Origin of the sequence: Aeromonas sp. ASNIH2 (genome assembly GCF_002934795.1) — a bacterium.
Lineage (GTDB): Bacteria > Pseudomonadota > Gammaproteobacteria > Enterobacterales > Aeromonadaceae > Aeromonas > Aeromonas caviae.
Window position 1 is genome coordinate 4603131 of record NZ_CP026406.1, and the last position, 20616, is coordinate 4623746.

Consider the following 20616-nt stretch of genomic DNA (forward strand, 5'->3'; position numbering starts at 1 on the left):
CTCCTCTGAGAAGGGGAAAAATGAAAAGGCCAGAGCCAAGCTCTGGCCTTTTGCATGTCGGCACCCCCGGGAACGGCCATGCACAGATCATGGCGGGGGCGGCGCACTTGCCTGCCCCAGGGGGGAGAAGCCCTCGACCAGATGATCGATGAGGGCGCGGATGGCAGGCAGCAGACCGCGGCGTGAGGGGAAGACCGCGTGGATCACCTCCTGGCGCGGGGCCCAGTCGGGGAGCAAACGCACCAGCCGGCCATCGGCCAGGGGCTCATTCATTATCATGGTGGGCAGTTGCACGACCCCGAGCCCGTCGATCGCCCCCTGACGCAATGTCTGCATGTCGGTAGTGGCAAAGCGGGGGCTATGGTGCTGTTTGACTCGGGCACCATCGGGGCCCAGCAGGGTCCAGTGATGGCCTTCCAGGCTGGCGCCGTGACCGAGGCTCGGCCATGACAGCAGATCTGCGGGGGCCCGGGGCAGGCCGAGTGACGCGACAAGGGCCGGGCTTGCCACCAGACACTGGGTCGCATAACCCAGCACCCGCATGGCGAGATCGCTGTCCTCCAGGGGCAGTGGTCGCACCCTGAGCGCCATGTCCAACCCCTCCGCGACCAGATCCACCGCCCGGTTGACCCCGACGAGCTGCACCTTGACGCTGGGATGGGCCAGGGCGAAAGAGACCAGCATCCTCCCTACGTGGGCGTGCAGCAGATCGATGGGGCAGGCGATGCGCACCAGACCGCAAGGCTCGCTCTGGGTCGCGGCGATGAGATCCTGCGCCGCATCGGCTTCCACCAGCATGGCCCGGCAACGGGTGTAATAAGCCTGCCCGAGTTCGGTGACGGTGAAGCTGCGGGTGGAACGCTGGATAAGACGCACCCCGAGTCGCTCCTCCAGCATGGCGATGCGGCGGCTGAGCCTGGATTTGGGCATGCCGAGGGCCCTGCCGGCCTGGGCAAAGCCCCCGTGATCCACCACCTGGACATAGAAATAGAGGTCGTTGAGATCCTGTTGCATGGGGTTATCGTTCACAAAATAGGACGCTGATGGCCAATTTTACGTCTACCGGACGCAGCGTTCCAGACTCACAATGCGAGCAACGACACATCCCGTGACGATCACCCAGGAGAGCATCATGAAAAGAGTCATCGGTATTTACAGCGCCCCTCGACAACACTGGGTCGGCGACGGATTCCCGGTTCGCTCGCTGTTCTCGTATCAGACCCATGGCCGCGCCTTGAGCCCCTTCCTGCTGCTGGACAGGGCTGGCCCGGCACATTTCGAGCCCGCCGATCATGCCAGGGGCGTGGGGGAACACCCGCACCGTGGCTTCGAGACGGTCACCATCGTCTATGAAGGGGAGGTCGCCCATCGCGACTCGACCGGCCAGGGGGGGATCATCGGTCCGGGAGACGTGCAGTGGATGACGGCCGCCGCCGGCATCATGCACGACGAGTTCCACTCCCAGGGGTTCACCCGTCGTGGTGGCACCCTCGACATGGTGCAGCTCTGGGTCAACCTGCCCGCCAAACACAAGATGTCGACGCCCGGTTATCAGGGCATCACCAGCGACACCATCCCGCAACTGAGCCTCAAGGAGGGCGACGTGCGGGTGCGCATCATCGCCGGGAACGATGCCGGGTTACAACAAGGCGAGGTAGCGGGGCCCGCCCGCACCTTCTCGCCCATGAACATCTGGGATCTGCGGCTCAAGGGCGGGGCCAGCGTGGTGCTGCCGGCGGTAGCGGGATGGAACAGCGCCTTGGTGGTGCTCAAGGGCTCTCTCTTGATCAACGGTCAGGAGCGCGCGGGCGAAGCACAACTGGTGCTGCTCGATCCCAACGGGGAGGAGTTCATGCTGGAGGCGGAGGGCGAGGCCAGCTTGTTGCTGCTGAGTGGCGAGCCCATCGATGAACCCATCGTGGGTTATGGTCCCTTTGTCATGAACAGCGAGGCAGAGATCCATCAGGCGATAGATGATTTCAACAGCGGCCGGTTCGCCGTCATCGCCCCCTGAGACAATCCCGATAAAAACAAAGCGCCTGATGGCGCTTTGTTTTTTTATGAGCCCTGGTCAACCGAGCCAGCCGAGGGCCAGCGCCAGCCTGCCGCACAAGGCAGCCAGCAGGATGCCAAGCAGGGTGCGCAGCAGCCAGATCACCACCAGCTGTCCCACGCTCACCGGGATCCGGGTGGCCAGGATGCAGGGGATGGAGGCAGAGAAGAAGAGCACCGAGCTGACCGAAACCACGGCCGCGACATAGCGCACCAGCAGGTCGGCATCCTTGAGCAGGATGGCGGGCAGGAACATCTCGGCCAGACCGGCAGAGAGGGCCTTGGCGGTGGCGAGCGGTTCGCCGAGATCCAGCAGCCAGGTCAGTGGCCAGAGCAGCCAGCCCAGCAGATCGAACAGGGGAGTGTGCTTTGCCAGCAGCAGGCCCAGCAGACCGACGGACAGTATGGTGGGCACCACGGCAGCGGCCATGTGAAGACCGTCCCTGAGGTTGTCCTTCAATTGCCGCAGCAGGGGATCTGCCTGGTGGGACTGGGTCAGGCCGCAGGTGAGGGCTGCCTGCCAGCGGCTCATGCCAGCCGGTAGCGGCTCGTCGGTCTCCCCATGGTGAGCCAGGCGGCTGATGGGAGGAACGCGCGCCAGGATGGCGGTGATGACGAAAGTGATCACCAGGGTGGACCAGAAGTAGAAGTTCCAGTGTCCCATCAGGTTGAGGGTCTTGGCTACGATGATCATGAAGGCGGCCGAGACGGTGGAGAAGCCGGTGGCGATGATGACGGCTTCTCGCACCGTGTACTTGCCCGCGAGGAAGACCCGGTTGGTGATGAGCAGGCCCACCGAGTAGCTGCCGACGAAAGAGGCGACCGCATCGATGGCGGAGTGACCCGGCGTGCGCCACAGGGGGCGCATCACAGGTTGCATCAGTACCCCGATGAATTCCAGCAGGCCGAAACCGAGCAGGAAGGTCAGGGCCATGGCGCCGATAGGCACGATGAGACCCACAGACATGGCCAGTTTATCGAACAGGAAGGGGAGGCGATCCGGGGTCATCAACCAGGCAGGGCCCCAGTCTGTGACATACAAAATGGCCAGGGCCAGCCCGAGCAGCTTGAACAGGCTCAATACCCTGTCGATGGGACGGGCGCGCCAGCGGCCATCCAGCAAGGGGGTGATGGCGCCATAGGCGATGAGCAAGAGAATGAGGGTCAGGGCAAGGGGGCGCTGGGCAATCAGAAAGCCGGCCAGGTGATCCACCACTATGGTGCTGCGCCCGCCAAGCTCGAAGGGCACGAAAAAGATGGCGATGCCAAGCAGGCTGGCCAGCAGCAGCTTGATGCCGGCCCCTGATCCTGCCGGTGCAGTGAGCGTGTGTTCAGGTTCCATTTTCTCTCCTTGTGATCCGCATGGTTCAATTCCGTTGAGGGGATAATTTGTATATACAATATCGTCCAGCGCTCAAAATGGAAACACCAAAGTCACTAAAATGCAACATGTGAATCGGTGTGGATGTAGATGACCCCAAGACTGAAAAGCGTGATCTCGGGGGGAAAGAGGGGCCGGGATGGCGAGTGGGTGGTGAGGCATCAAGAGGCAAAACAGGAAGGTAAGCGACCAGCGCCAGGAAAAACATGAGCGGCTATTTACCCTTTCTGGTCATATTCATTCATGAGCCTATATTCATGACTATTTATGAATAAATCATAAACCCTTTGTTCATTTGACTACTTTTCGACTATCCCATTGCAGAGTAAGATGCCTCTTCAATAAAAATAAGAATTAGGAGTTCGGGTGTGAAGGCATTAGAGAAAGAAAGGATATCGCCCTATATCAGCCAGTTATACGAGTGCGGTATTAATGATTTTGACATTAAGCTCGTCGTGGACCAATTTCGTGCCGACGTTTCCTGCAGTTCATCCCTGTTTTTATTGCGGGATGATGACAAGAGCGACGGAATAAAGCTTTTTTCCAGCGGTCTGACCGAGGCCCAGCAGCAGTTTTACCTGCAACATCATCGCCAGGATGTGTGGTTCAACCATTATCTGGATAAAGGGTGCAAGGGGATCGTCAGCGCCAACAGCATTTCAAGCTCGGTGGGCCTGCTGGCAAGTTTCGGCGCCCAATTCGCCGCCGGCGGCGTCTGCCAGGTCAAAGGGCGTGGGCTGAGCAGCCTGTGCAGTTACCGTGGTGCAGCGCAAGATGATTTCAGCAGTCGCGACCTCACCTCGCTCTCGGAAATCTATTCCGGACTGGCGGCCTGGAGCCACCATTATTGGAACTTGCTGGCCCTGGAAACCCAGAACTATCAGTTGCAACAGCTGGTGAAAAACCATAATAAGCCCAGCGCCATCATAGACGACAAGGGGCATATTCATTATTCTAATGTGGCCTTCAACCGTATCGCCGATGAAAATGTGGAATTGCGGGCCATCAATGGCATTTTCTCTTTGCAGAATAAGGAGCAGCAACGCCAGCTCAAGGAGATCCTCAATGGCTTTGCCTATTTGCTGCCCGGCGCCAGCGCCTATATGTCCATTCCCCGTCAGCCTAACCTGCGTCCGCTGCTGGTCCAATGCACCCTGATGAGCGGACTCAGCCGCTTTGAACGCTATGTGGAAGTGGTGCTGCGTGACCCCGAGCACGCCTTCAACCCCGACATCGAAGCGCTGGCCAGCCTCTATCCCCTCACCATTGGCGAGAAGGAGCTGCTGGTGCTGATGAGCAAGGGTTACAGCAGCAACGACATTGCGGAGCTGCGCGGTGTCAAGGTGGAAACCGTCCGCTCCACTCTGAAAGGGGTGTTCAAGAAGACCGACTGCCACAGCCAGAACGAGCTCTTGCTCTTGCTGCAATCCATCTCCTGATCCATGCGGACTATGCTTGGAGTGAGCTGGACATAGTGCCCGGCTCTTGCCTCCCCTCGGGAGGCTCGTTGGGGTAAAGCGTCATGGAATCACTCAAAGCAAAGGACTACATGCAGACCAAGCCCATCACCTTCAGCGCAGAGATGATGGTACAGGCGGCGGTGGAAAAATTTCTCAACAGTCATCAGTTGGGCGGCCCCGTAGTGGACAGCCAGGGACATCTGATTGGCTGGGTCTCCGAGCAGGATTGCATCGCTGTCATGTTGAAAGAGGCTTACCACTGTGAACAGGTGGCCCAGGTCAGGGATGTGATGCGCAAGGAGGTGCTGGCAGTCGGCCCCGACACCAGCATCCTGGATCTGGCGGAGATGATGATGGGTCAAAAGCCCAAGATCTATCCTGTGGTGGAGGAGGGGCGCCTGCTCGGGGTCATCAACCGCCACAATGTGATGCAGGCCATCCACGCCCAGCTTGGCACCTGTTTCGTGCATCAGGCCAGAGTCTGAGCGGTGTTGTCTGGTTGTTTTCAAAGAGCAGGCTCCGGCCTGCTCTTTTCATCCGTGACGGTCATGATGCCTCCGGCTTGATGTGCTGGCGCGGCGCTTTAAGGCTTGCACCGCCCAGCCTCGCTCTTTAGGATCTCCCCCAGCTATCGATATGGCCCTTGATGGGCACTCTTTTAAGGAATTCGTACCTTGTCTCTCTCTATCGAGGCGCTGCGCCGCCGTCTTACCGCCTGCATGAATCTCGACGCCCGCCGTCTTTCCAGTCGACTGCATGGGGTCAAGAAGCTGCCGGAAGCCAAGCAGGCTGCCGTGCTCGAGACCATCGCCGCTGACCTGGATGTGGCACAGGCGCGCTATCAGTCCCGTCTGGCGGGCGTGCCCAAGGTCACCTATCCGGACAATCTGCCAGTCAGCCAGAAGCAGGGGGAGATCGCCAAAGCCATTGAAGAGCATCAAGTGGTGATCATCGCCGGCGAAACCGGCTCGGGCAAAACCACCCAGATCCCCAAGATCTGTCTGGCGCTCGGGCGTGGGGTCAAGGGCTTCATCGGCCACACCCAGCCACGCCGTCTGGCGGCCCGTACCGTCGCAGCCCGTATTGCCGAGGAGATGGAGTCCGAACTCGGCCACTACGTGGGTTACAAGGTGCGCTTTACTGATCAGGTGAGCGAGCAGACCCACATCAAGCTGATGACCGACGGTATCCTGCTGGCCGAGATCCAGAACGACCGGATGCTGACCCAGTACGACACCATCATCATCGATGAGGCCCACGAGCGCAGCCTCAACATCGACTTCATTCTGGGTTATCTCAAACAGCTGCTGCCAAAGCGCCCCGATCTCAAGGTGATCATCACCTCGGCAACTATCGACCCCCAGCGTTTCTCCCGGCATTTCAACAAGGCGCCGGTGATCGAGGTCTCTGGCCGCACCTATCCGGTGGAGGTGCGTTACCGCCCACTGTTTGTTGATAAAAAAAGCAATGAGAAGAGCGAAGGGCTGGAGGAGCGCGACGAGCTGCAGGGGATCTTTGATGCGGTGGAAGAGCTGGCCCGCGAGGGGCTCGGGGACATCCTCATCTTCATGAACGGCGAGCGGGAGATCCGCGATACCGCCGATGCCCTGCGCAAGCTCAACCTGCGCGATACCGAGGTGCTGCCGCTCTACGCCCGCCTCTCCAACGCCGAGCAGAACAAGGTGTTCCAGCCACACGCCGGACGGCGCATCGTACTGGCCACCAACGTGGCGGAGACCTCGCTGACGGTGCCGGGCATTCGTTACGTCATCGATCCGGGTACGGCCCGCATCAGTCGCTACTCCTGGCGCACCAAGGTGCAGCGCCTGCCCATCGAGCCGGTCTCCCAGGCCAGCGCCAACCAGCGTAAAGGGCGTTGCGGTCGGGTGGCGTATGGTATCTGTATCCGCCTCTACTCAGAGGAGGATTTCAATAGCCGTCCGACCTTTACCGACCCCGAGATCCTGCGCACCAACCTGGCCTCCGTCATCCTGCAGATGCTGGCGCTCGGCCTTGGCAATATGGAGGCTTTCCCGTTCGTCGAGCCGCCGGAGTCGCGCCATATCAAGGACGGTCTGACCCTCTTGAAAGAGCTGGAGGCGGTGCGCGAGCTGCCCGCCACCGGCGATCGCGAAGCCAAGCTGCAGCTGACCGAGACCGGTCGCCAGCTCTCGCGTATCCCCCTTGATCCGCGTCTGGCGAAGATGGTGATCAGTGCGGCGCAGACCGGTTGCCTGAGCGAGGTGATGGTGATCACCGCCGCCCTCAGCATTCAGGATCCCCGCGAGCGGCCCATGGAGAAAAAGCAGGCCGCCGACGAGCAGCACAGACGTTTTGAAGACAAGGATTCCGACTTCCTCGCTTTTGTTAACCTCTGGAACTATCTGAAAGAGCAGCAGGATGCCCTTGGCAGCAACCCGTTTCGCCGCATGTGCCAGAAGGAGTTTCTCTCCTATCTGCGGGTGCGCGAGTGGCAGGACATTCACTTCCAGCTGCGTCAGACGGTCAAGGAGCTGGGTTTTAAAGCCAACCAGGAACCGGCAGATTTCAAGACGGTGCACTGCGCCCTGCTGACCGGCCTCTTGAGCCATATCGGCAACAAGGATCTGGAGAAGCCCGAGTTCCTTGGGGCCCGCAATGGCCGTTTCCACCTCTTCCCGGCCTCGGGTCTGTTCAAGAAACCGCCCAAGTGGGTGATGGCCGCAGAATTGGTGGAGACCTCGCGCCTCTACGCCCGCATCAACGCCAAGATTGAACCCGAGTGGGTGGAGCCGCTGGCGGGGCACCTCATCAAGCTACACCACAGCGACCCCCACTGGTCGAAGAAAAATGGCGCCGTGATGGCCAAGGAGAAGGTGACGCTTTATGGCCTGACTCTGGTCAACGAGCGCATCATCAACTTCAGCCACATCGATCCGGCGCTGTGCCGCGAGCTCTTTATCCGCCGCGCCCTGGTGGAGGGGGATTTCGAGACCCGCCACCGTTTCTTCAGCGATAACCGCAAGCTCCTGGCCGAGGTAGAGGCGCTGGAGCACAAATCCCGTCGGCGCGATATTCTGGTGGATGATGAGGACTTGTTCCGCTTCTACGATGCCCGTTTGCCGGAAGATGTGATTTCCGCCCGCCACTTCGACAAGTGGTGGAAGGAGGCACAAAAGCAGGATCCCGAGCTGCTCAACTTCGAGAAAGAGATGTTGATGAAGGGGGATGCGGCCCACATCAGCGATCTCGACTACCCCAACTTCTGGCAGCAGGGGCGCCTCAAGCTCAAGCTGACCTATCAGTTCGAGCCGGGGGAGGCGGCGGATGGCGTGACCCTGCATATCCCGCTGCCGCTCCTGAATCAGGTGGAGGTGAAGGGGTTCGAGTGGCTGATCCCGGGGCTGCGTCACGAGCTGTTGGTGGCCCTTATCAAGTCGATGCCAAAGCCGATGCGCAAGAACTTCGTGCCGGCCCCCAACTACGCCGATGCACTGCTCGCCAGTATCAACCCCGAGCAGGGGCCGCTCTTGGACGAGATGGAGCGTCAGCTGCGCCGCATGACCGGCGTGACCGTGCCCCGTGAATCCTGGGATTGGGCTGCGGTGCCCGATCACCTGAAACTCACCTTCCGTGTGGTGGACGACAAGCACAAGAAGGTGGCGGAAGGCAAGGATCTGGAGGCATTGAAAGAGTCCCTGCGCGGCAAGGTGCAGGAGACCCTGTCGCAAGTGGCGGACGATGATATCGAGCAGTCCGGTCTCACCCTGTGGAGCTTTGGCGAGCTGCCCCAGGAGTACAGCCAGAAGCGGGGCAGGTTCGAGGTGAAAGCCTATCCGGCGTTGGTAGACGAGAAGGATTCGGTCGCCATCCAGCTGGTGGAGAGTCCAGTGGTGCAGCAGCAGCTGATGTGGGCAGGCCAACGCCGGCTGGTGCTGCTCAACGTGCCATCTCCCATCAAGTATCTGCAGGAGAAGTTGCCCAACAAGGCCAAGCTCGGGCTCTATTTCAACCCGTTTGGCAAGGTGGCCGAGCTGATTGACGACTGCATCGCCTGCGGCTGCGACAAGCTGATTGAGCAGCACGGCGGCATGGCTTGGGACGAGGCCGGTTTCGAGGCGCTCAAGGAGTATGTCCGCGCCGAGCTCAACGATGCGGTGGTGGAGGTGGCCAAACAGGTGGAAGCCGTGCTGACCCTCTCTCATGAGATCAAGAAACGGCTCAAGGGCAAGATGCAGCTCGACACCGCCTTTGCCATGTCGGACATCCAGCAGCAGTTGGGTAACCTCATTCACAAGGGCTTTGTCACCGAGACCGGCTGGCAGCGGCTGCCTGACTTGCTGCGCTACCTGCGGGCCATCGAGCGGCGGCTCGAGAAGCTCGCCATCGATCCCAACCGGGATCGGGTCTACATGCTCAAGGTGCACAGCGTGGAGTCGGAGTACAAGGCACTGCTCGCCAAGATCCCCAAATCCCAGCTGATCTCGGCCGAGGTGGCCAATATCCGCTGGATGATCGAGGAGCTGCGAGTTTCCTTCTTCGCCCAGCAACTGGGGACGCCATACCCTATCTCGGATAAACGGGTGCAGAGCGCCATTGCCCAGTGCTAAGCTGCTATCTATCTGTTTTCTGAGCCATAGTGTGAAAGCAACGAGACGCCAAAGGGAAGGGAGGCCGTCATATGCTGGGGATCTGGTTGGGGGTGGCACTGGTCAACATCAGCGGGTATCAACCCATTGCGGAACAAACCTGGGTGCAGCTCAACCCGGAGTTCTATCCGGTGCTGCGCCCCGTGCCGCCCATTTTTGCGGCCTGGCGGGGCAATCAGTTTCCCCCACTTGAACAGAGAAAGAAGAATGGCCGCTGGCAGATCCTCTTTCCTGCCCGGCTGGTGCCCCCCTTCGATCTGTTCGAAGGGGAGGCCCAGCTCTCCAAGGCTTACCTGGCCAGGCTAAAGCGCATCGATGAGATGGCCTATGGCATGGCGCCCCACCAATCAGTACAGCAAGCCGCCTCCTCGGCCCCCTCGTTCGAAGTCCCGGGCGCTGTCGCCTTTGTCGCCGAGTTCTCCCTGCCTCGGGAGAGGAAGGCGCGGATGCCTCTGGGGGAGCCCTTGCTCGCACGGCTTGGGGGGCAGGTCCCCACACAGGCCTTGGCAAGACAGGGAGATGCACAGCCCATGGCCACCGCAGATTCTGCCCCTGAGCAGGCGACCCTGACTCTTTCCGCCACGGCGGCAGGGGAGGCATCGCGGGTTTGTCATCAGGTGGCGGCGGGAGAAACCCTGTGGCGCATTGCAAGCCAGCTTCAGTCAAAGGAGGCCGGCGGCTCGGATACTTACAGTTATCTGCTGGCGCTGGTGCAGGAAAATCGTGACAGGATGGCCAAAGGGATCCAGGTACAGGCCGGGCAGCGCCTCTATTGCCCGAAAGCGCAGACTCTGGCGCAATTCGATGCCCTGAGCCCGGCCCAGCGACAGCAGCAGTTTGCCCGTCTGGAGCAGGGGCGCTAGGGGATGGCGAGAGGCGTGGTGGAGTGCCTCTTGGCCAAAGAGGAGTAACGCGGGTTCTTTCCTTGTATCCCCTCCGGGCCCGTGCTAGTATTAGCGCTCGTTTTGCGAGGTGCTGACCGGTCGCAGTCAACACCATACATTCATCTTAAAAGAGATAATCACTATGTCTTTCGTATTCCAAGCTGAAGTCCGTTCTGACCTGGGGAAAGGTGCGAGCCGCCGCCTGCGTCATGCTGACCTGGTTCCTGCCATCGTTTACGGTGCAGGCAAAGAAGCCGTGTCCGTTACCCTGGACCACAAAAAACTGATCCTGGCCCAAGAGAAGCCGGAGTTCTACTCCTCCGAGCTGACCCTGGTCATCAATGGTGAAGAAGTCAAAGTGAACGTGAAGGCTATCCAGCGTCACCCGGTTCGCTACAAGCTGGTTCACCTGGATTTCGTTCGCGTCTAATCGACAACGAACTTTCCTGTGAAGAGGCCACCCAATCGGGTGGCCTCTTTGTTTTTACAGCATTTTTTCCGGGAAAATAAAATACTCAAACAGCACTATTGGTCTTTACTTGTAGGCATGATTGACAGCAGGACACGTGTTGTGGTGCTCTGATGTCCAAAAGGTACTCGGGTAAGTCCATTCTTCGGGGCGATGTTGACCGTTATGAAAGGAATCGTACGGACATATATCCTGCTGTTTTCACCTATTCTGCTGTTGGTCCTGGCGGGGGGCTATCTGCTGGGCAATGCACTGATCGAGCGCGAGCTCTACCGCGTTCGCAGCGATTAGAGCACCTTCCTGGCGCTTGCCAGCGGCCGCCTTGACGGTGAGCTGGCGGTGCCGCTGCGTCATGTGCGCAGCATGTCGGAAGAGCCCATTCTGCTCGAGGCGGCGGCTCGCAATGACCGTGACACCCTGGCCGTCCAGTTCACCATCCTGATGAACCGTAATCCCGACTATGCCCAGGTGCGTTGGCTTGCCCCGGATGGCATGGAGTTGGTGCGCATCGATCGTCAGGGACAGCGTGTGTGGCGTGTGACGGACGACCAGTTGCAGAACAAGGGGGAGCGTTACTACTTTCGCGACGCCATGGCGCTGCCCTGGGAGCGGGTCTACGTCTCGCCGCTCGATCTCAACGTTGAACACGGCGTGATCGAACGTCCCTTCAACCCCATGATCCGCATTGCCAAGCGTATGCGCCTTGGGGGACGAGATCTTGGTCTGCTGCTTATCAACGTGCAGGCCGCCCGTATGCTCAAGGAGTTTGCCGACAGCAGCGGCAAGGCGGCCGATCACACCATGCTGTTCAACCAGGACGGATATTGGCTGCACAGCCCGGACCCATCCCAGGAGTGGGGCTTCATGCTCGAACGTCCGGATCTCACCCTGAAGCACACGTCCCCCCAGGCCTGGCAGGTGTTCTGGGGCGCATCAAACGGCCAGATGGAATCTGCCGACGGACTGTGGAGCTGGACCACTCTGTACCCGGCACAGAATCATGATCAGCTGATCTGGAAAGCCGCGTCCCTGGTGCCGCGCAGCGAGCTGCTGGCCATTCGCACTCACATCTGGGGGATCATCTCGGCCACTTGCGCGATGCTGCTGCTGTTGTTTGGTGCCGGGGTGGCCGCATTGGTGCGCAGCAGGCACAGGGAGCAGCTGGCCCAGCAGGAGGCGGCCAGGCTGGCACAGGTCAAAGGGGATTTCATCGCCAACATGAGCCACGAGATCCGCACCCCCATGAACGCCATCATGGGGCTGACTTACCTGCTCGAGCAGGGAGGGCTCGACGATGGCCAGCATGTCCTGGTGCGCAAAATTCACCAGGCCGGGCAGGCGCTGCTCGGGATCATCAACGACATTCTCGATTTTTCCAAGATTGAGTCGGGTCGGCTCGAGCTTGAGCGGGTGCCATTCAGTCTGGAAGAGGTGCTCGATCACGTGGCGGCCATCATGTCCACCTGCGTTGGCCAGAAGCACCTGGAACTGGTGGTGAGCAGCGCCCCCGAGCAGGTTTCCCATCTGATTGGGGATGCCCTGCGCCTCGAGCAGGTGCTGCTCAACCTGACCGGCAATGCCATCAAGTTTACCGAGCGCGGGGAGGTGGAGGTCAAGGTCGAGCTGGAAGCAGAGCAAGAGGGCATGGCCACCTTGCTGTTTCGGGTGCGCGACACCGGGATCGGCATTCCCCCCGAGCAGCAGGCCAATATTTTCAATGCTTTCTCCCAGGCAGACTCCTCCACCAGCCGCCGTTTCGGGGGGACCGGGCTCGGTCTGACCATCAGTCGCCGCCTGGTGAACCTGATGGGGGGGATATCGGTGTCACCAGCGAACTGGGCAAGGGGAGTGAGTTCTGGTTCCGCGTCCGGCTGGAGCAGGTGGAGCGGCCCGAGGCCTTGAACGAGCGTCTGCAGCACATCTCGCTGCTCATCGCCGACGACAATCAGGTGACCCGTGACGCCCTGTCGATGACGGTGGGTTCCCTCGGTTGGGAGTCTCGGGTGGTGGAGTCCGGTGAGCAGGCGCTGCACCATCTGCTGCGCCAGGGGGAGCGTTTCGACGTGATCCTGCTCGACTGGATCATGCCGGGCATGGACGGACTCGAGACCTGCCTGGCCATTCGCCGCGCCTTCGAGCGGCAGGAGCGTTCACCCATCATCATCATGGCGACCGCCTACTCCCAGGATGAGCTGATGCACTGCCCCGGCTCGGAGCAGGTGGATCTGGTGCTGCACAAACCGGTGACCGGCTCCAGTCTTTACAACGCGGTGGCACGCCTCATCCACGAGAAGCGCGAGCACGTGGAACCGCTTGAGAGTGGCCAGCGCCGTCTGCGCCTGCCGGGCGTGCACATACTGCTGGTGGATGACAGCGACATCAACCTGGAGGTGGCGACCCGTCGCCTGCGCCTGCTGCCGGGGCGGGAGGAGACTCCCGTGCTGGCACTCACCGCAGGGGTATTCAAGGATCAGCGGGAGGCGGCGCTGGCCTCTGGCATGAACGACTTCATAGCCAAGCCGCTCGATGTGGAGCAGCTCATCGCGACCTTGCTGCGTTATCTGCCGGACGTAGTCCTGCCGCTCACCGTGAACGACGAGCGACTCCCCCACGAGCCGGTGGCCGGCATCGATATCGATACCGGACTGCGCAACTGGGGTGAAGCCTCGGTCTATCTTAAATACCTGCGGCGTTTTCGCGATGACTACATGACGGTCGGTACCGTGTTGCCGGGTTACATCGCCCAGCACGAGACCGATGCGGCCGCGAGCCTGACCCACAAGCTCAAGGGGGTGGCGGGCAGCCTGTCACTCACCGATGTAGCGCGTATCAGTGCCGAGTTGAACGAGGCCATCGAGCAGGGTGGCGACACCAGCCAGCTTATCGCGCCCTTCCTCGAGGCCCTAGAGCGGGCGCAACACTCCATCGATACCTATGCCGGGCGCGAGCCGGGCGCGGTCAGCTCCCCGCTGGCCCTGGGGGAGGCGCGGGAGGTCTGCCTGCACGCCCTGCATCAGGCCCTGGTGAGCGAGGATCTGGATCTGATTGAGCCTGCGATGAGCCAGGCAAGGAGTCACCTGCCTTGTGAACTGGTGAGCGAGATAAGCGCAGCCCTGGAGCTGTTCGACATCCCGTTCGCCACCCGCAAGCTGGAGGCATATCTGGAGGATCGGGAGGAACCTGCGCCATGAGTCGACCGCGCGTGCTGATCATCGACGACGAGCCGAGCAACCTCGGGTTGCTGCGGCAAATCCTCAAGGAGGAGTACAACCTCTTCTTTGCCAAAGGGGGAGAGGAGGGGTTGGCCGCCGTGGGGCGTCATGAGCCGGCACTTATCCTGCTGGACGTGCGCATGCCCGACATGGATGGTTACGAGGTGTGCCGCCGGCTCAAGGCCGATCCGGCTCATGCCGGGATCCCGGTGCTCTTTATCACCGCGAGCGACAACGCAGACAGCGAGAGCCAGGGGTTCGAGGCGGGCGGAGTGGATTATATCTACAAGCCGGTCTGTCCGAGCACGGTGCGTGCCCGGGTGCGCAATCATCTCTCCCTGGTGCGCCTCGATCAGCTCGAGTGCAGCTATCGCACCGCCATCGTCATGCTGAGCGAGGCGGGCCACTACAACGACACCGACACGGGGGTGCATATCTGGCGCATGGCCGCATACGCCCGGGCCCTGGCTGATGCGGCGGGCTGGAGCCCGGAGCAGTCGGATCTGCTGGAGCTTGCGGCCCCCATGCACGACATGGGCAAGATTGGTATCCCCGATCACATCCTCAAGAAGCCCGGCCCCCTCACCGAGGAGGAGTGGGTCATCATGCGCAGTCACCCGCGTATCGGTTACGAGATCTTGAGGCGATCCGATGCCCCCATTTTTCGCATGGCGGCGGAGATTGCCCTGCACCACCACGAGAAATGGGACGGCTCGGGCTATCCCGCCGGCGAGACCGGCGAGGGGATCCCCGAGGCGTCGCGGATAGTGGCCATCGCCGACGTCTTTGACGCCCTGAGCGTGCGTCGTCCCTACAAGGAGCCCTGGCCCCTGGACCGGGTGCTGGCTACCATGCGCGATGGCTCCGGCCAGCACTTCGATCCCCGGCTGCTCTCCCGTTTTCTCGAGATCATGCCGGAGATCTTGCGCCTCAAGGCGCAATGGGATGCCCGCGAGGAGCGGGGGGATTACCAGATGGGCTGTTTCAGATAGGGATTGCTGGCCCGTTCGTGACCAAAGGTGGAGCTCGGGCCATGGCCCGGAATAAAGACGATCTCATCCCCGAGTGGCAGCAGGGTCTCAGTGATCGACTTGATCAGCGTCCCGTGATCCCCGCGCGGGAAATCGGTGCGGCCTATGCTGCCGGCAAAGAGCACATCCCCCACCCAGGCGAGGCGTTCTGCCTGGCAGAGCAGCACGATGTGGCCCGGAGTGTGGCCCGGGCAGAAATAGACCTCCAGCTCGCATTTGCCAACCTGTACCTTGTCACCCTGTTCGAGCCAGCTATCCGGTGTAAAGGCCGGAGTATGGGCAAAGCCGAACATCTGGCTCTGCTGGGGCAGGATATCGAGCCAGAAGGCATCCTCCTTGTGGGGGCCGGTAATGGCGACACCGGTTCTCTCGCGCAGCTCCGCGGCGGCGCCCACGTGATCCAGATGGCCGTGAGTCAGCAGGATATGGGTGAGGGTCAGCCCCCGTTTGGCAATGGCGGCCAGCAGCTTGTCCGCCTCGCCGCCGGGATCGACGAGGGCAGCCTGGCGGGTCTCGTCACACCAGATAAGAGAACAATTCTGGGCGAACTGGGTGACCGGGATCACCTCGAACTTCAACATGTGGGACTCTCCTGAGGGGTCTGAAGGGGGGAGCGTTTGGCGAAGAAGGCGAGGCAGGCCTCCTTGTCACCACGAAACAGGATCCGCTCGCGCTTGTTGTCCAGCTGATAGCGGTACATGGGGTCATAGTAGCGAGTCAGCAGCAGTCTGATCCAGACCAGATGGGCGCGGGTGTCCCCGCTCTGGGCCTGTTCCCTGAGGGCGGCCTGCAACAGCCCATCGAGTTCGCGATAATCCTTGTCACCGAGTCGGCGCTTGAGCCTGGCCATGGCGTCGGTGAGGTAGCCGGCAAACAGCGGCCAGCCTGCATCTGGCCCATGGAACTCCAGATAGCGCAGCCAGAGATCCTGCACGTAATCGGTGCGGATCTGCTCGGCCCGAGCCTCCTGCGGCACCTCCACCACCACCAGAGGAGCCCGGCACATGGCCTCATAAAGGTTGAGTGGCAGGGCGCAGCGACCGATGAGGCGGCTCTCGTCTTCCAGTACAAACTGTGACTCCCCCCGGTTGCGACGCTGAAGCAGCTCGATGGCAAGCCGATTTTCGAAGTCGATGTTGCCGGGTTGCCCACCCGGCAGTTGGCCAAACGACGACCCCCTGTGACGGGCGTGCCCTTCCAGATCCACCGCTTGGGTGATGTGCGCCAGCATGTGGGTCTTGCCGGAGCCGGTCATGCCGGTCAGCACGGTCCAGTCGCACTCTGCACTGGCCTTCGCCTGGGTGTCGATGAGAAAGTGGCGCAGCGCCTTGTAGCCGCCCGCGACCCGGGGGCGGGTGATGCCGGCCTCGGCCAGCCACTGCTGCACTGTCTGGGAGCGCAGGCCGCCGCGAAAACAGTAGAGCAGGGCGTCGGGTTGCTGGCGCAACCTGGCCAGCCAGCCTTCCATGCGCGCGGCGCGCACCGCGCCACCCACCAGTTGATGGCCCAGGGTGATGGCTGCGGCCTGTCCCTCCTGCTTGTAACAGGTACCGACCCGGGCACGCTCCTCGTCCGTCATCAGCGGCAGGCTGACGGCGGTGGGAAAGGCCCCTTCCTTGAACTCGACGGGGGCACGCAGATCGATGAGTGGAACCTCATCCAAAAAGATCTGGGCGTAATCCGTGGCCAGTGGCAGGGCACTCATTGGACAACCTCGATGAACTGGTTGCCGGTGCGGGCCTGCAACTGGCCGATGGGAGAGAGGGTCAGCCCTGCCTGTGCGGCAATGGCAAGGAGCTCGGCTTCACTTTCTTTACCGACGGCCACCAGCAGGCCGCCGCTGGTCTGCGGGTCACACAGGATGTTGCGGGTGCGATCATCCATGGCACCCAGCTTGTCACCATAGGAGTCGAAGTTGCGCAGGGTACCGCCCGGTACGCAGCCCTCACTCAGGTAGTAATCCACCTCGTCCAGCAGCGGCAGCGCCTTGAAGTCCAGACGGGCACTGACGCCGGAACCTTCGCACATCTCCAGCAGGTGGCCTGCCAGTCCAAAACCGGTCACGTCGGTCATGGCGTGCACGCCGGGTAAGGCGGCGAAGCGCTGGCCAATCTTGTTGAGGGTGCACATGGCATCCGGGGCCAGTTGCTCATGCTCGGGCTTGAGCTTGCCCTTCTTCTGGGCTGTGGTGAGGATGCCGATGCCAAGGGGTTTGGTCAGATAGAGGGTGTCGCCCACCTGGGCGGTGTCATTCTGCTTGATGGCGTCGAGTGGCACGATACCGGTCACTGCGAGGCCGAAGATGGGCTCGGGGGCGTCGATGCTGTGACCGCCTGCCAGAGAAATGCCCGCCTCGTGACACACCTGGCGACCCCCGTCGATCACCTGCTGGGCCACTTCCGGCGCCAGCGTGTTGACGGGCCAGCCGAGGATGGCTATGGCGACGATGGGTTTGCCGCCCATGGCGTAGATGTCGCTGATGGCGTTGGTGGCGGCGATGCGACCGAAGGTGAAGGGATCGTCGACGATGGGCATGAAGAAGTCGGTGGTGGAGACGATGCCCTGGCCGTTGCCGATGTCGACCACGGCGGCGTCATCTTTGCTGCTGTTGCCGACCACCAGGGTGGGGTCGTCAAAGCCCGGGATCTGGCTCTTCAAGATGGTGTCGAGCACCTTGGGGGAGATTTTGCAACCGCAGCCAGCGCCGTGGCTGTATTGGGTCAGACGAATGGAAGACATGCTTTCCCCTTGTGTGGGCAGACTTGCGTGTACAAATAACTGCTGTGGCACCGTCAAATGTGCGCGCAAAAATAGGGTGGCCCTGGCGGCTTGTGAACACAGTGATGTCAGGCTGCCTGGCAGGACGGGAGGAGGGCAAGGATGCGCCGGCGAAGCCCCGCCGAGGACCACAGGACGGGCCATTATGCCACAGATGGCCCTCTTGATTCGAACTGGAATTGACACAAAGCGAAGGGGATTGTCGGGTTCAAAAAGAGCCGTACTCTTCGCCTTGCTCAGGCTAGTCCCACTTTGAGCCGCCCCGACGGCGTGCCGGTCTTGCATCGGGGCAGCATGTGGCGACGGAAACTAGCCAGCTTGCTCCATCACTGGTTGGGGCGCCTTGCCTAGCCGGCGCAGTCGCCGTTGCAGCGGCCGCTCCAGCAGGGTGTAGCTCAGCGCCGAGAGCCCGATCAGCACGGCGAGCATCAACAGGGTGGCCAGCACCCCCAGCAAGGGGTTGGTCTGGGCGTACCACCACGCGGTGAGCCCCGGCGCCAGAGAGTGGACAAGCTCGCAGCCGGTGAGCAACACCAGGGCGTGGAGCAGGTAGATGGAGTAGGAGAGATCCCCCAGCCAGTTGGTGAAGCGGTTGTCCAGGAGGCGCAGCAGCGGGCTCTGGCGCTCCCCTTGGGCGGCGGCAATCCAGATCAGCAACACGTAGGCGCTGATCAGTAGCAGGGTCAACAACGGCGTCATGGTGAACTGCATCAGTGCGAAGGGGAGCAGAAAGGCGAGCAGCAGCGGCAGATCTTGCTGCATCATGGGCCACTGGCGGGCAGCCTTCACCTTGGGCAGCAGCCAGAGGCCGAGCACGAATTCACTCACCCCGCGCCCGATGGCCAGCGCGCCGCTGGTGACATCCAGGGTACCCCGGCTGTGCACGATATAGGCCAGCACCGTCAAGGCCAGCAAGGGGGCGAGGTTGCTCCAGCGGCTGCGGGTGACGGCGAGGGGAATGAGCAATGGAAACAGCAGATAACTTATCCACTCCACGCTGAGCGACCAGGCAGCGAAGTTCCAGGTCAATCCGTGATCCGTTACCACCTGCAGCAGCAGGAAGGCGCTTGGCAGTGCCTCGGCGGGGGTGAAGGGGGAACCAAAAGGAGGCATCCCCTCCCACTCCCACATCTTGAACAGGGGGCCGGCGTAGAAGCCAATCCCGTGGTGGGCCTTGTAGAGCTCCCAGCCAACCAGCAGCAGCAGGGTCACCAGGTAGAGGGGATACACCCGGGTCAGCCGCAGCCAGAGGAAGCGGCCATAACCAATGGTGCGGGGCGTGCGGGCGAAGGCCTCCCCATAGACATGGGCCAGCACCAGCCCGCTCAAGATAAAGAAGAGATCGACCCAGAGGTAGCCGTTCTCGATGAGTCGGGTGTGGCCGGCGATCGACTCCATCCACTGGGGGAAGAGTAGCAAGCGGGCGTGGAACAGCACCACCATCAGGGCAGCGATGCCCCGCAGCGGCGTCAACAGCGGCAATGATTGATTCATGACGGGATCCTTGATGATGTTCAGCTTGGCCTGACATCAATTTTTGTTGTGGTGCCGCTCATCAACCCTGATGAGTCGGCTGCCCCGGCTTGGCGGCCACAGGCGGGATCACCCTACCTAAAAGAGATCCATACGGGTGTTATTGCCGTCATGAATGGGCGTTTATCATCCCAAAACCAGCATGGGATAGGGACGCATCGAAAATAGAGAGGGGATCTAGACTAGGGAAGTCATCCCTCTGAGCGTCAGGAACATCCCCATGAAACTCTATGCCCACCCTTTTCGTCCTACAGCCAGAAAGTGCTGATCGCTCTCTACGAGAATGCCACCCTGTTCGAATACCGGAACCTCGAAGAGCCGGCGGCCAGCGCCGAACTTGCCGCCCTATGGCCACTCAAGCGCTTCCCGGTGTTGCTGGATGACGGTCGCTGCATCCTCGAGAGCAGCACCATCGTCGCCCACCTGCAGGCGTACCATCCGGGCCCCGTCAGCCTGATCCCGCCCGGCGATGCGGGTCTGGAGGTGCATATGCTGGATCGCATCTTCGACAACTATGTGGTGACGCCGATGCAAAAAGTGGTGCTGGATGCGCTGCGCCCGGCCGCTGATCGCGACCGCTATGGCGTAGCGGAGGCCCGCGAGATGCTCAATCAGATATACCCCTGGCTTGATCAGCGACTGGAAGGACGCCACTGGATTGCCGGCGCAGACTTCACGCTGGCCGATTGCGCCGCCGCCCCCTCGCTCTTCTACGCCGACTGGGCCCACGAGATCCCGGCTGGCTATGGCCGCCTGCGTGCCTATCGCGCCCGTCTGCTCAATCATCCCTCCATCGTGCGGGTGGTGGAGGAGGCGAGGCCATTTCGTCACTACTTCCCGCTGGGCGCGCAGGCGCGTGATTGAGCGGGATGACTTGTGGTGGGCGAGTATTGTCGCCCCAGGCAATGTGCGAGGCGGACAGGGGCATGGCGTGATCCATTGCAGGGGAAAACAGCAATATTCATTAAAATGAGTGGATATGCGTTTATGGCTGATGTTTCCCCGAGGATTTTTGAATGTTGATGCGTAATATTTCATGCTTTTGCATAAAAAAATGCCGGGCATGTCTCTGCTGGTGGGTTGTGTAGTGAAAGAGAGATGAGAATCGGGTTAACGATGCGGCAACCTTTAATTGAGGATGGCTGTAGTCACTCGAAGAGGAGGGATGGGGGCAGCAATCGCTGTTGG

13 protein-coding genes and 2 pseudogenes are annotated in these 20616 nt (G+C 61.2%); 9 read left to right on the forward strand and 6 right to left on the reverse strand.

What is annotated here, in order from left to right:
* Positions 1 to 87: 87 nt before the first annotated feature.
* The gene (locus C3F36_RS21885; RefSeq protein ID WP_104455918.1) at positions 88 to 1014 is read right to left on the reverse strand and encodes a LysR family transcriptional regulator; all 927 of its coding nucleotides are present in this window, start codon (positions 1012 to 1014) and stop codon (positions 88 to 90) included.
* A 118-nt stretch (positions 1015 to 1132) separates the two neighbouring features.
* Between C3F36_RS21885 and C3F36_RS21890 the strand changes: the two genes are divergently transcribed.
* Positions 1133 to 2014: a pirin family protein gene (locus tag C3F36_RS21890; protein ID WP_104455919.1), complete on the forward strand. Its 882-nt coding sequence runs from the start codon at positions 1133 to 1135 to the stop codon at positions 2012 to 2014.
* 57 nt (positions 2015 to 2071) lie between these two features.
* On the opposite strand, the gene C3F36_RS21895 is transcribed toward C3F36_RS21890, so the two are convergent.
* Positions 2072 to 3394, reverse strand: coding sequence for a YjiH family protein (locus C3F36_RS21895; protein ID WP_010674712.1), 1323 nt, complete (start codon positions 3392 to 3394; stop codon positions 2072 to 2074).
* A 407-nt stretch (positions 3395 to 3801) separates the two neighbouring features.
* On the opposite strand from C3F36_RS21895, the gene C3F36_RS21900 reads away from it, so the two are divergent.
* From C3F36_RS21900 to C3F36_RS21930, 7 genes and pseudogenes are all read left to right on the forward strand, one after another.
* On the forward strand, positions 3802 to 4872 hold the full coding sequence (locus C3F36_RS21900; protein ID WP_104455920.1) for a helix-turn-helix transcriptional regulator: 1071 nt from the start codon (positions 3802 to 3804) through the stop codon (positions 4870 to 4872).
* An 83-nt stretch (positions 4873 to 4955) separates the two neighbouring features.
* A complete protein-coding gene (locus C3F36_RS21905; RefSeq protein ID WP_010674714.1) occupies positions 4956 to 5378 on the forward strand; it encodes a CBS domain-containing protein in 423 nt (140 codons plus the stop codon).
* A 189-nt stretch (positions 5379 to 5567) separates the two neighbouring features.
* Complete coding sequence (gene hrpA, locus C3F36_RS21910) at positions 5568 to 9482, forward strand: ATP-dependent RNA helicase HrpA (protein WP_104455921.1); 3915 nt, start codon at positions 5568 to 5570, stop codon at positions 9480 to 9482.
* Between the two features lie 71 nt (positions 9483 to 9553).
* On the forward strand, positions 9554 to 10384 hold the full coding sequence (locus C3F36_RS21915) for a hypothetical protein (protein WP_104455922.1): 831 nt from the start codon (positions 9554 to 9556) through the stop codon (positions 10382 to 10384).
* A 163-nt stretch (positions 10385 to 10547) separates the two neighbouring features.
* Entirely contained in the window at positions 10548 to 10835 is a 288-nt protein-coding gene (gene rplY / locus C3F36_RS21920) for a 50S ribosomal protein L25 (protein ID WP_010674717.1), read from the forward strand.
* Between the two features lie 204 nt (positions 10836 to 11039).
* Positions 11040 to 14065 (forward strand): annotated as a pseudogene (locus C3F36_RS24115) (ATP-binding protein).
* Positions 14062 to 15078: a response regulator gene (locus tag C3F36_RS21930; RefSeq protein ID WP_104455923.1), complete on the forward strand. Its 1017-nt coding sequence runs from the start codon at positions 14062 to 14064 to the stop codon at positions 15076 to 15078. Before C3F36_RS24115 ends, C3F36_RS21930 begins: the two are co-directional and overlap by 4 nt.
* Here C3F36_RS21930 and C3F36_RS21935 read toward each other — a convergent pair.
* The 4 genes from C3F36_RS21935 to C3F36_RS21950 form a co-directional block, all read right to left on the reverse strand.
* The gene (locus tag C3F36_RS21935; protein WP_104452926.1) at positions 15054 to 15698 is read right to left on the reverse strand and encodes an MBL fold metallo-hydrolase; all 645 of its coding nucleotides are present in this window, start codon (positions 15696 to 15698) and stop codon (positions 15054 to 15056) included. The two genes, C3F36_RS21930 and C3F36_RS21935, sit on opposite strands and share 25 nt — an antisense overlap.
* Complete coding sequence (mnmH, locus tag C3F36_RS21940; RefSeq protein ID WP_104455924.1) at positions 15692 to 16822, reverse strand: tRNA 2-selenouridine(34) synthase MnmH; 1131 nt, start codon at positions 16820 to 16822, stop codon at positions 15692 to 15694. The genes C3F36_RS21935 and mnmH overlap by 7 nt, the downstream gene beginning before the upstream one ends.
* Positions 16819 to 17856: a selenide, water dikinase SelD gene (gene selD / locus C3F36_RS21945; RefSeq protein WP_104455925.1), complete on the reverse strand. Its 1038-nt coding sequence runs from the start codon at positions 17854 to 17856 to the stop codon at positions 16819 to 16821. The genes mnmH and selD overlap by 4 nt, the downstream gene beginning before the upstream one ends.
* Before the next feature lie 348 nt (positions 17857 to 18204).
* Entirely contained in the window at positions 18205 to 19389 is a 1185-nt protein-coding gene (locus tag C3F36_RS21950) for an acyltransferase family protein (RefSeq protein WP_041211416.1), read from the reverse strand.
* Positions 19390 to 19648: 259 nt separating this feature from the next.
* Between C3F36_RS21950 and C3F36_RS21955 the strand changes: the two are divergent.
* Positions 19649 to 20292: pseudogene (locus C3F36_RS21955) on the forward strand (glutathione S-transferase family protein).
* Positions 20293 to 20616: the final 324 nt, after the last annotated feature.

What these genes read in the sequence shown, in the direction of transcription:
- C3F36_RS21905 (WP_010674714.1), top strand. Translation starts at nt 4,956, where the DNA reads ATGGAATCACTCAAAGCAAAGGACTACATGCAGACCAAGCCCATCACC.
- C3F36_RS21930 (WP_104455923.1), top strand. Translation starts at nt 14,062, where the DNA reads ATGAGTCGACCGCGCGTGCTGATCATCGACGACGAGCCGAGCAACCTC.
- selD (WP_104455925.1), bottom strand. Translation starts at nt 17,856, where the DNA reads ATGTCTTCCATTCGTCTGACCCAATACAGCCACGGCGCTGGCTGCGGT.
- mnmH (WP_104455924.1), bottom strand. Translation starts at nt 16,822, where the DNA reads ATGAGTGCCCTGCCACTGGCCACGGATTACGCCCAGATCTTTTTGGAT.
- C3F36_RS21935 (WP_104452926.1), bottom strand. Translation starts at nt 15,698, where the DNA reads ATGTTGAAGTTCGAGGTGATCCCGGTCACCCAGTTCGCCCAGAATTGT.
- C3F36_RS21890 (WP_104455919.1), top strand. Translation starts at nt 1,133, where the DNA reads ATGAAAAGAGTCATCGGTATTTACAGCGCCCCTCGACAACACTGGGTC.
- C3F36_RS21915 (WP_104455922.1), top strand. Translation starts at nt 9,554, where the DNA reads ATGCTGGGGATCTGGTTGGGGGTGGCACTGGTCAACATCAGCGGGTAT.
- C3F36_RS21950 (WP_041211416.1), bottom strand. Translation starts at nt 19,389, where the DNA reads ATGAATCAATCATTGCCGCTGTTGACGCCGCTGCGGGGCATCGCTGCC.
- C3F36_RS21885 (WP_104455918.1), bottom strand. Translation starts at nt 1,014, where the DNA reads ATGCAACAGGATCTCAACGACCTCTATTTCTATGTCCAGGTGGTGGAT.
- C3F36_RS21895 (WP_010674712.1), bottom strand. Translation starts at nt 3,394, where the DNA reads ATGGAACCTGAACACACGCTCACTGCACCGGCAGGATCAGGGGCCGGC.
- rplY (WP_010674717.1), top strand. Translation starts at nt 10,548, where the DNA reads ATGTCTTTCGTATTCCAAGCTGAAGTCCGTTCTGACCTGGGGAAAGGT.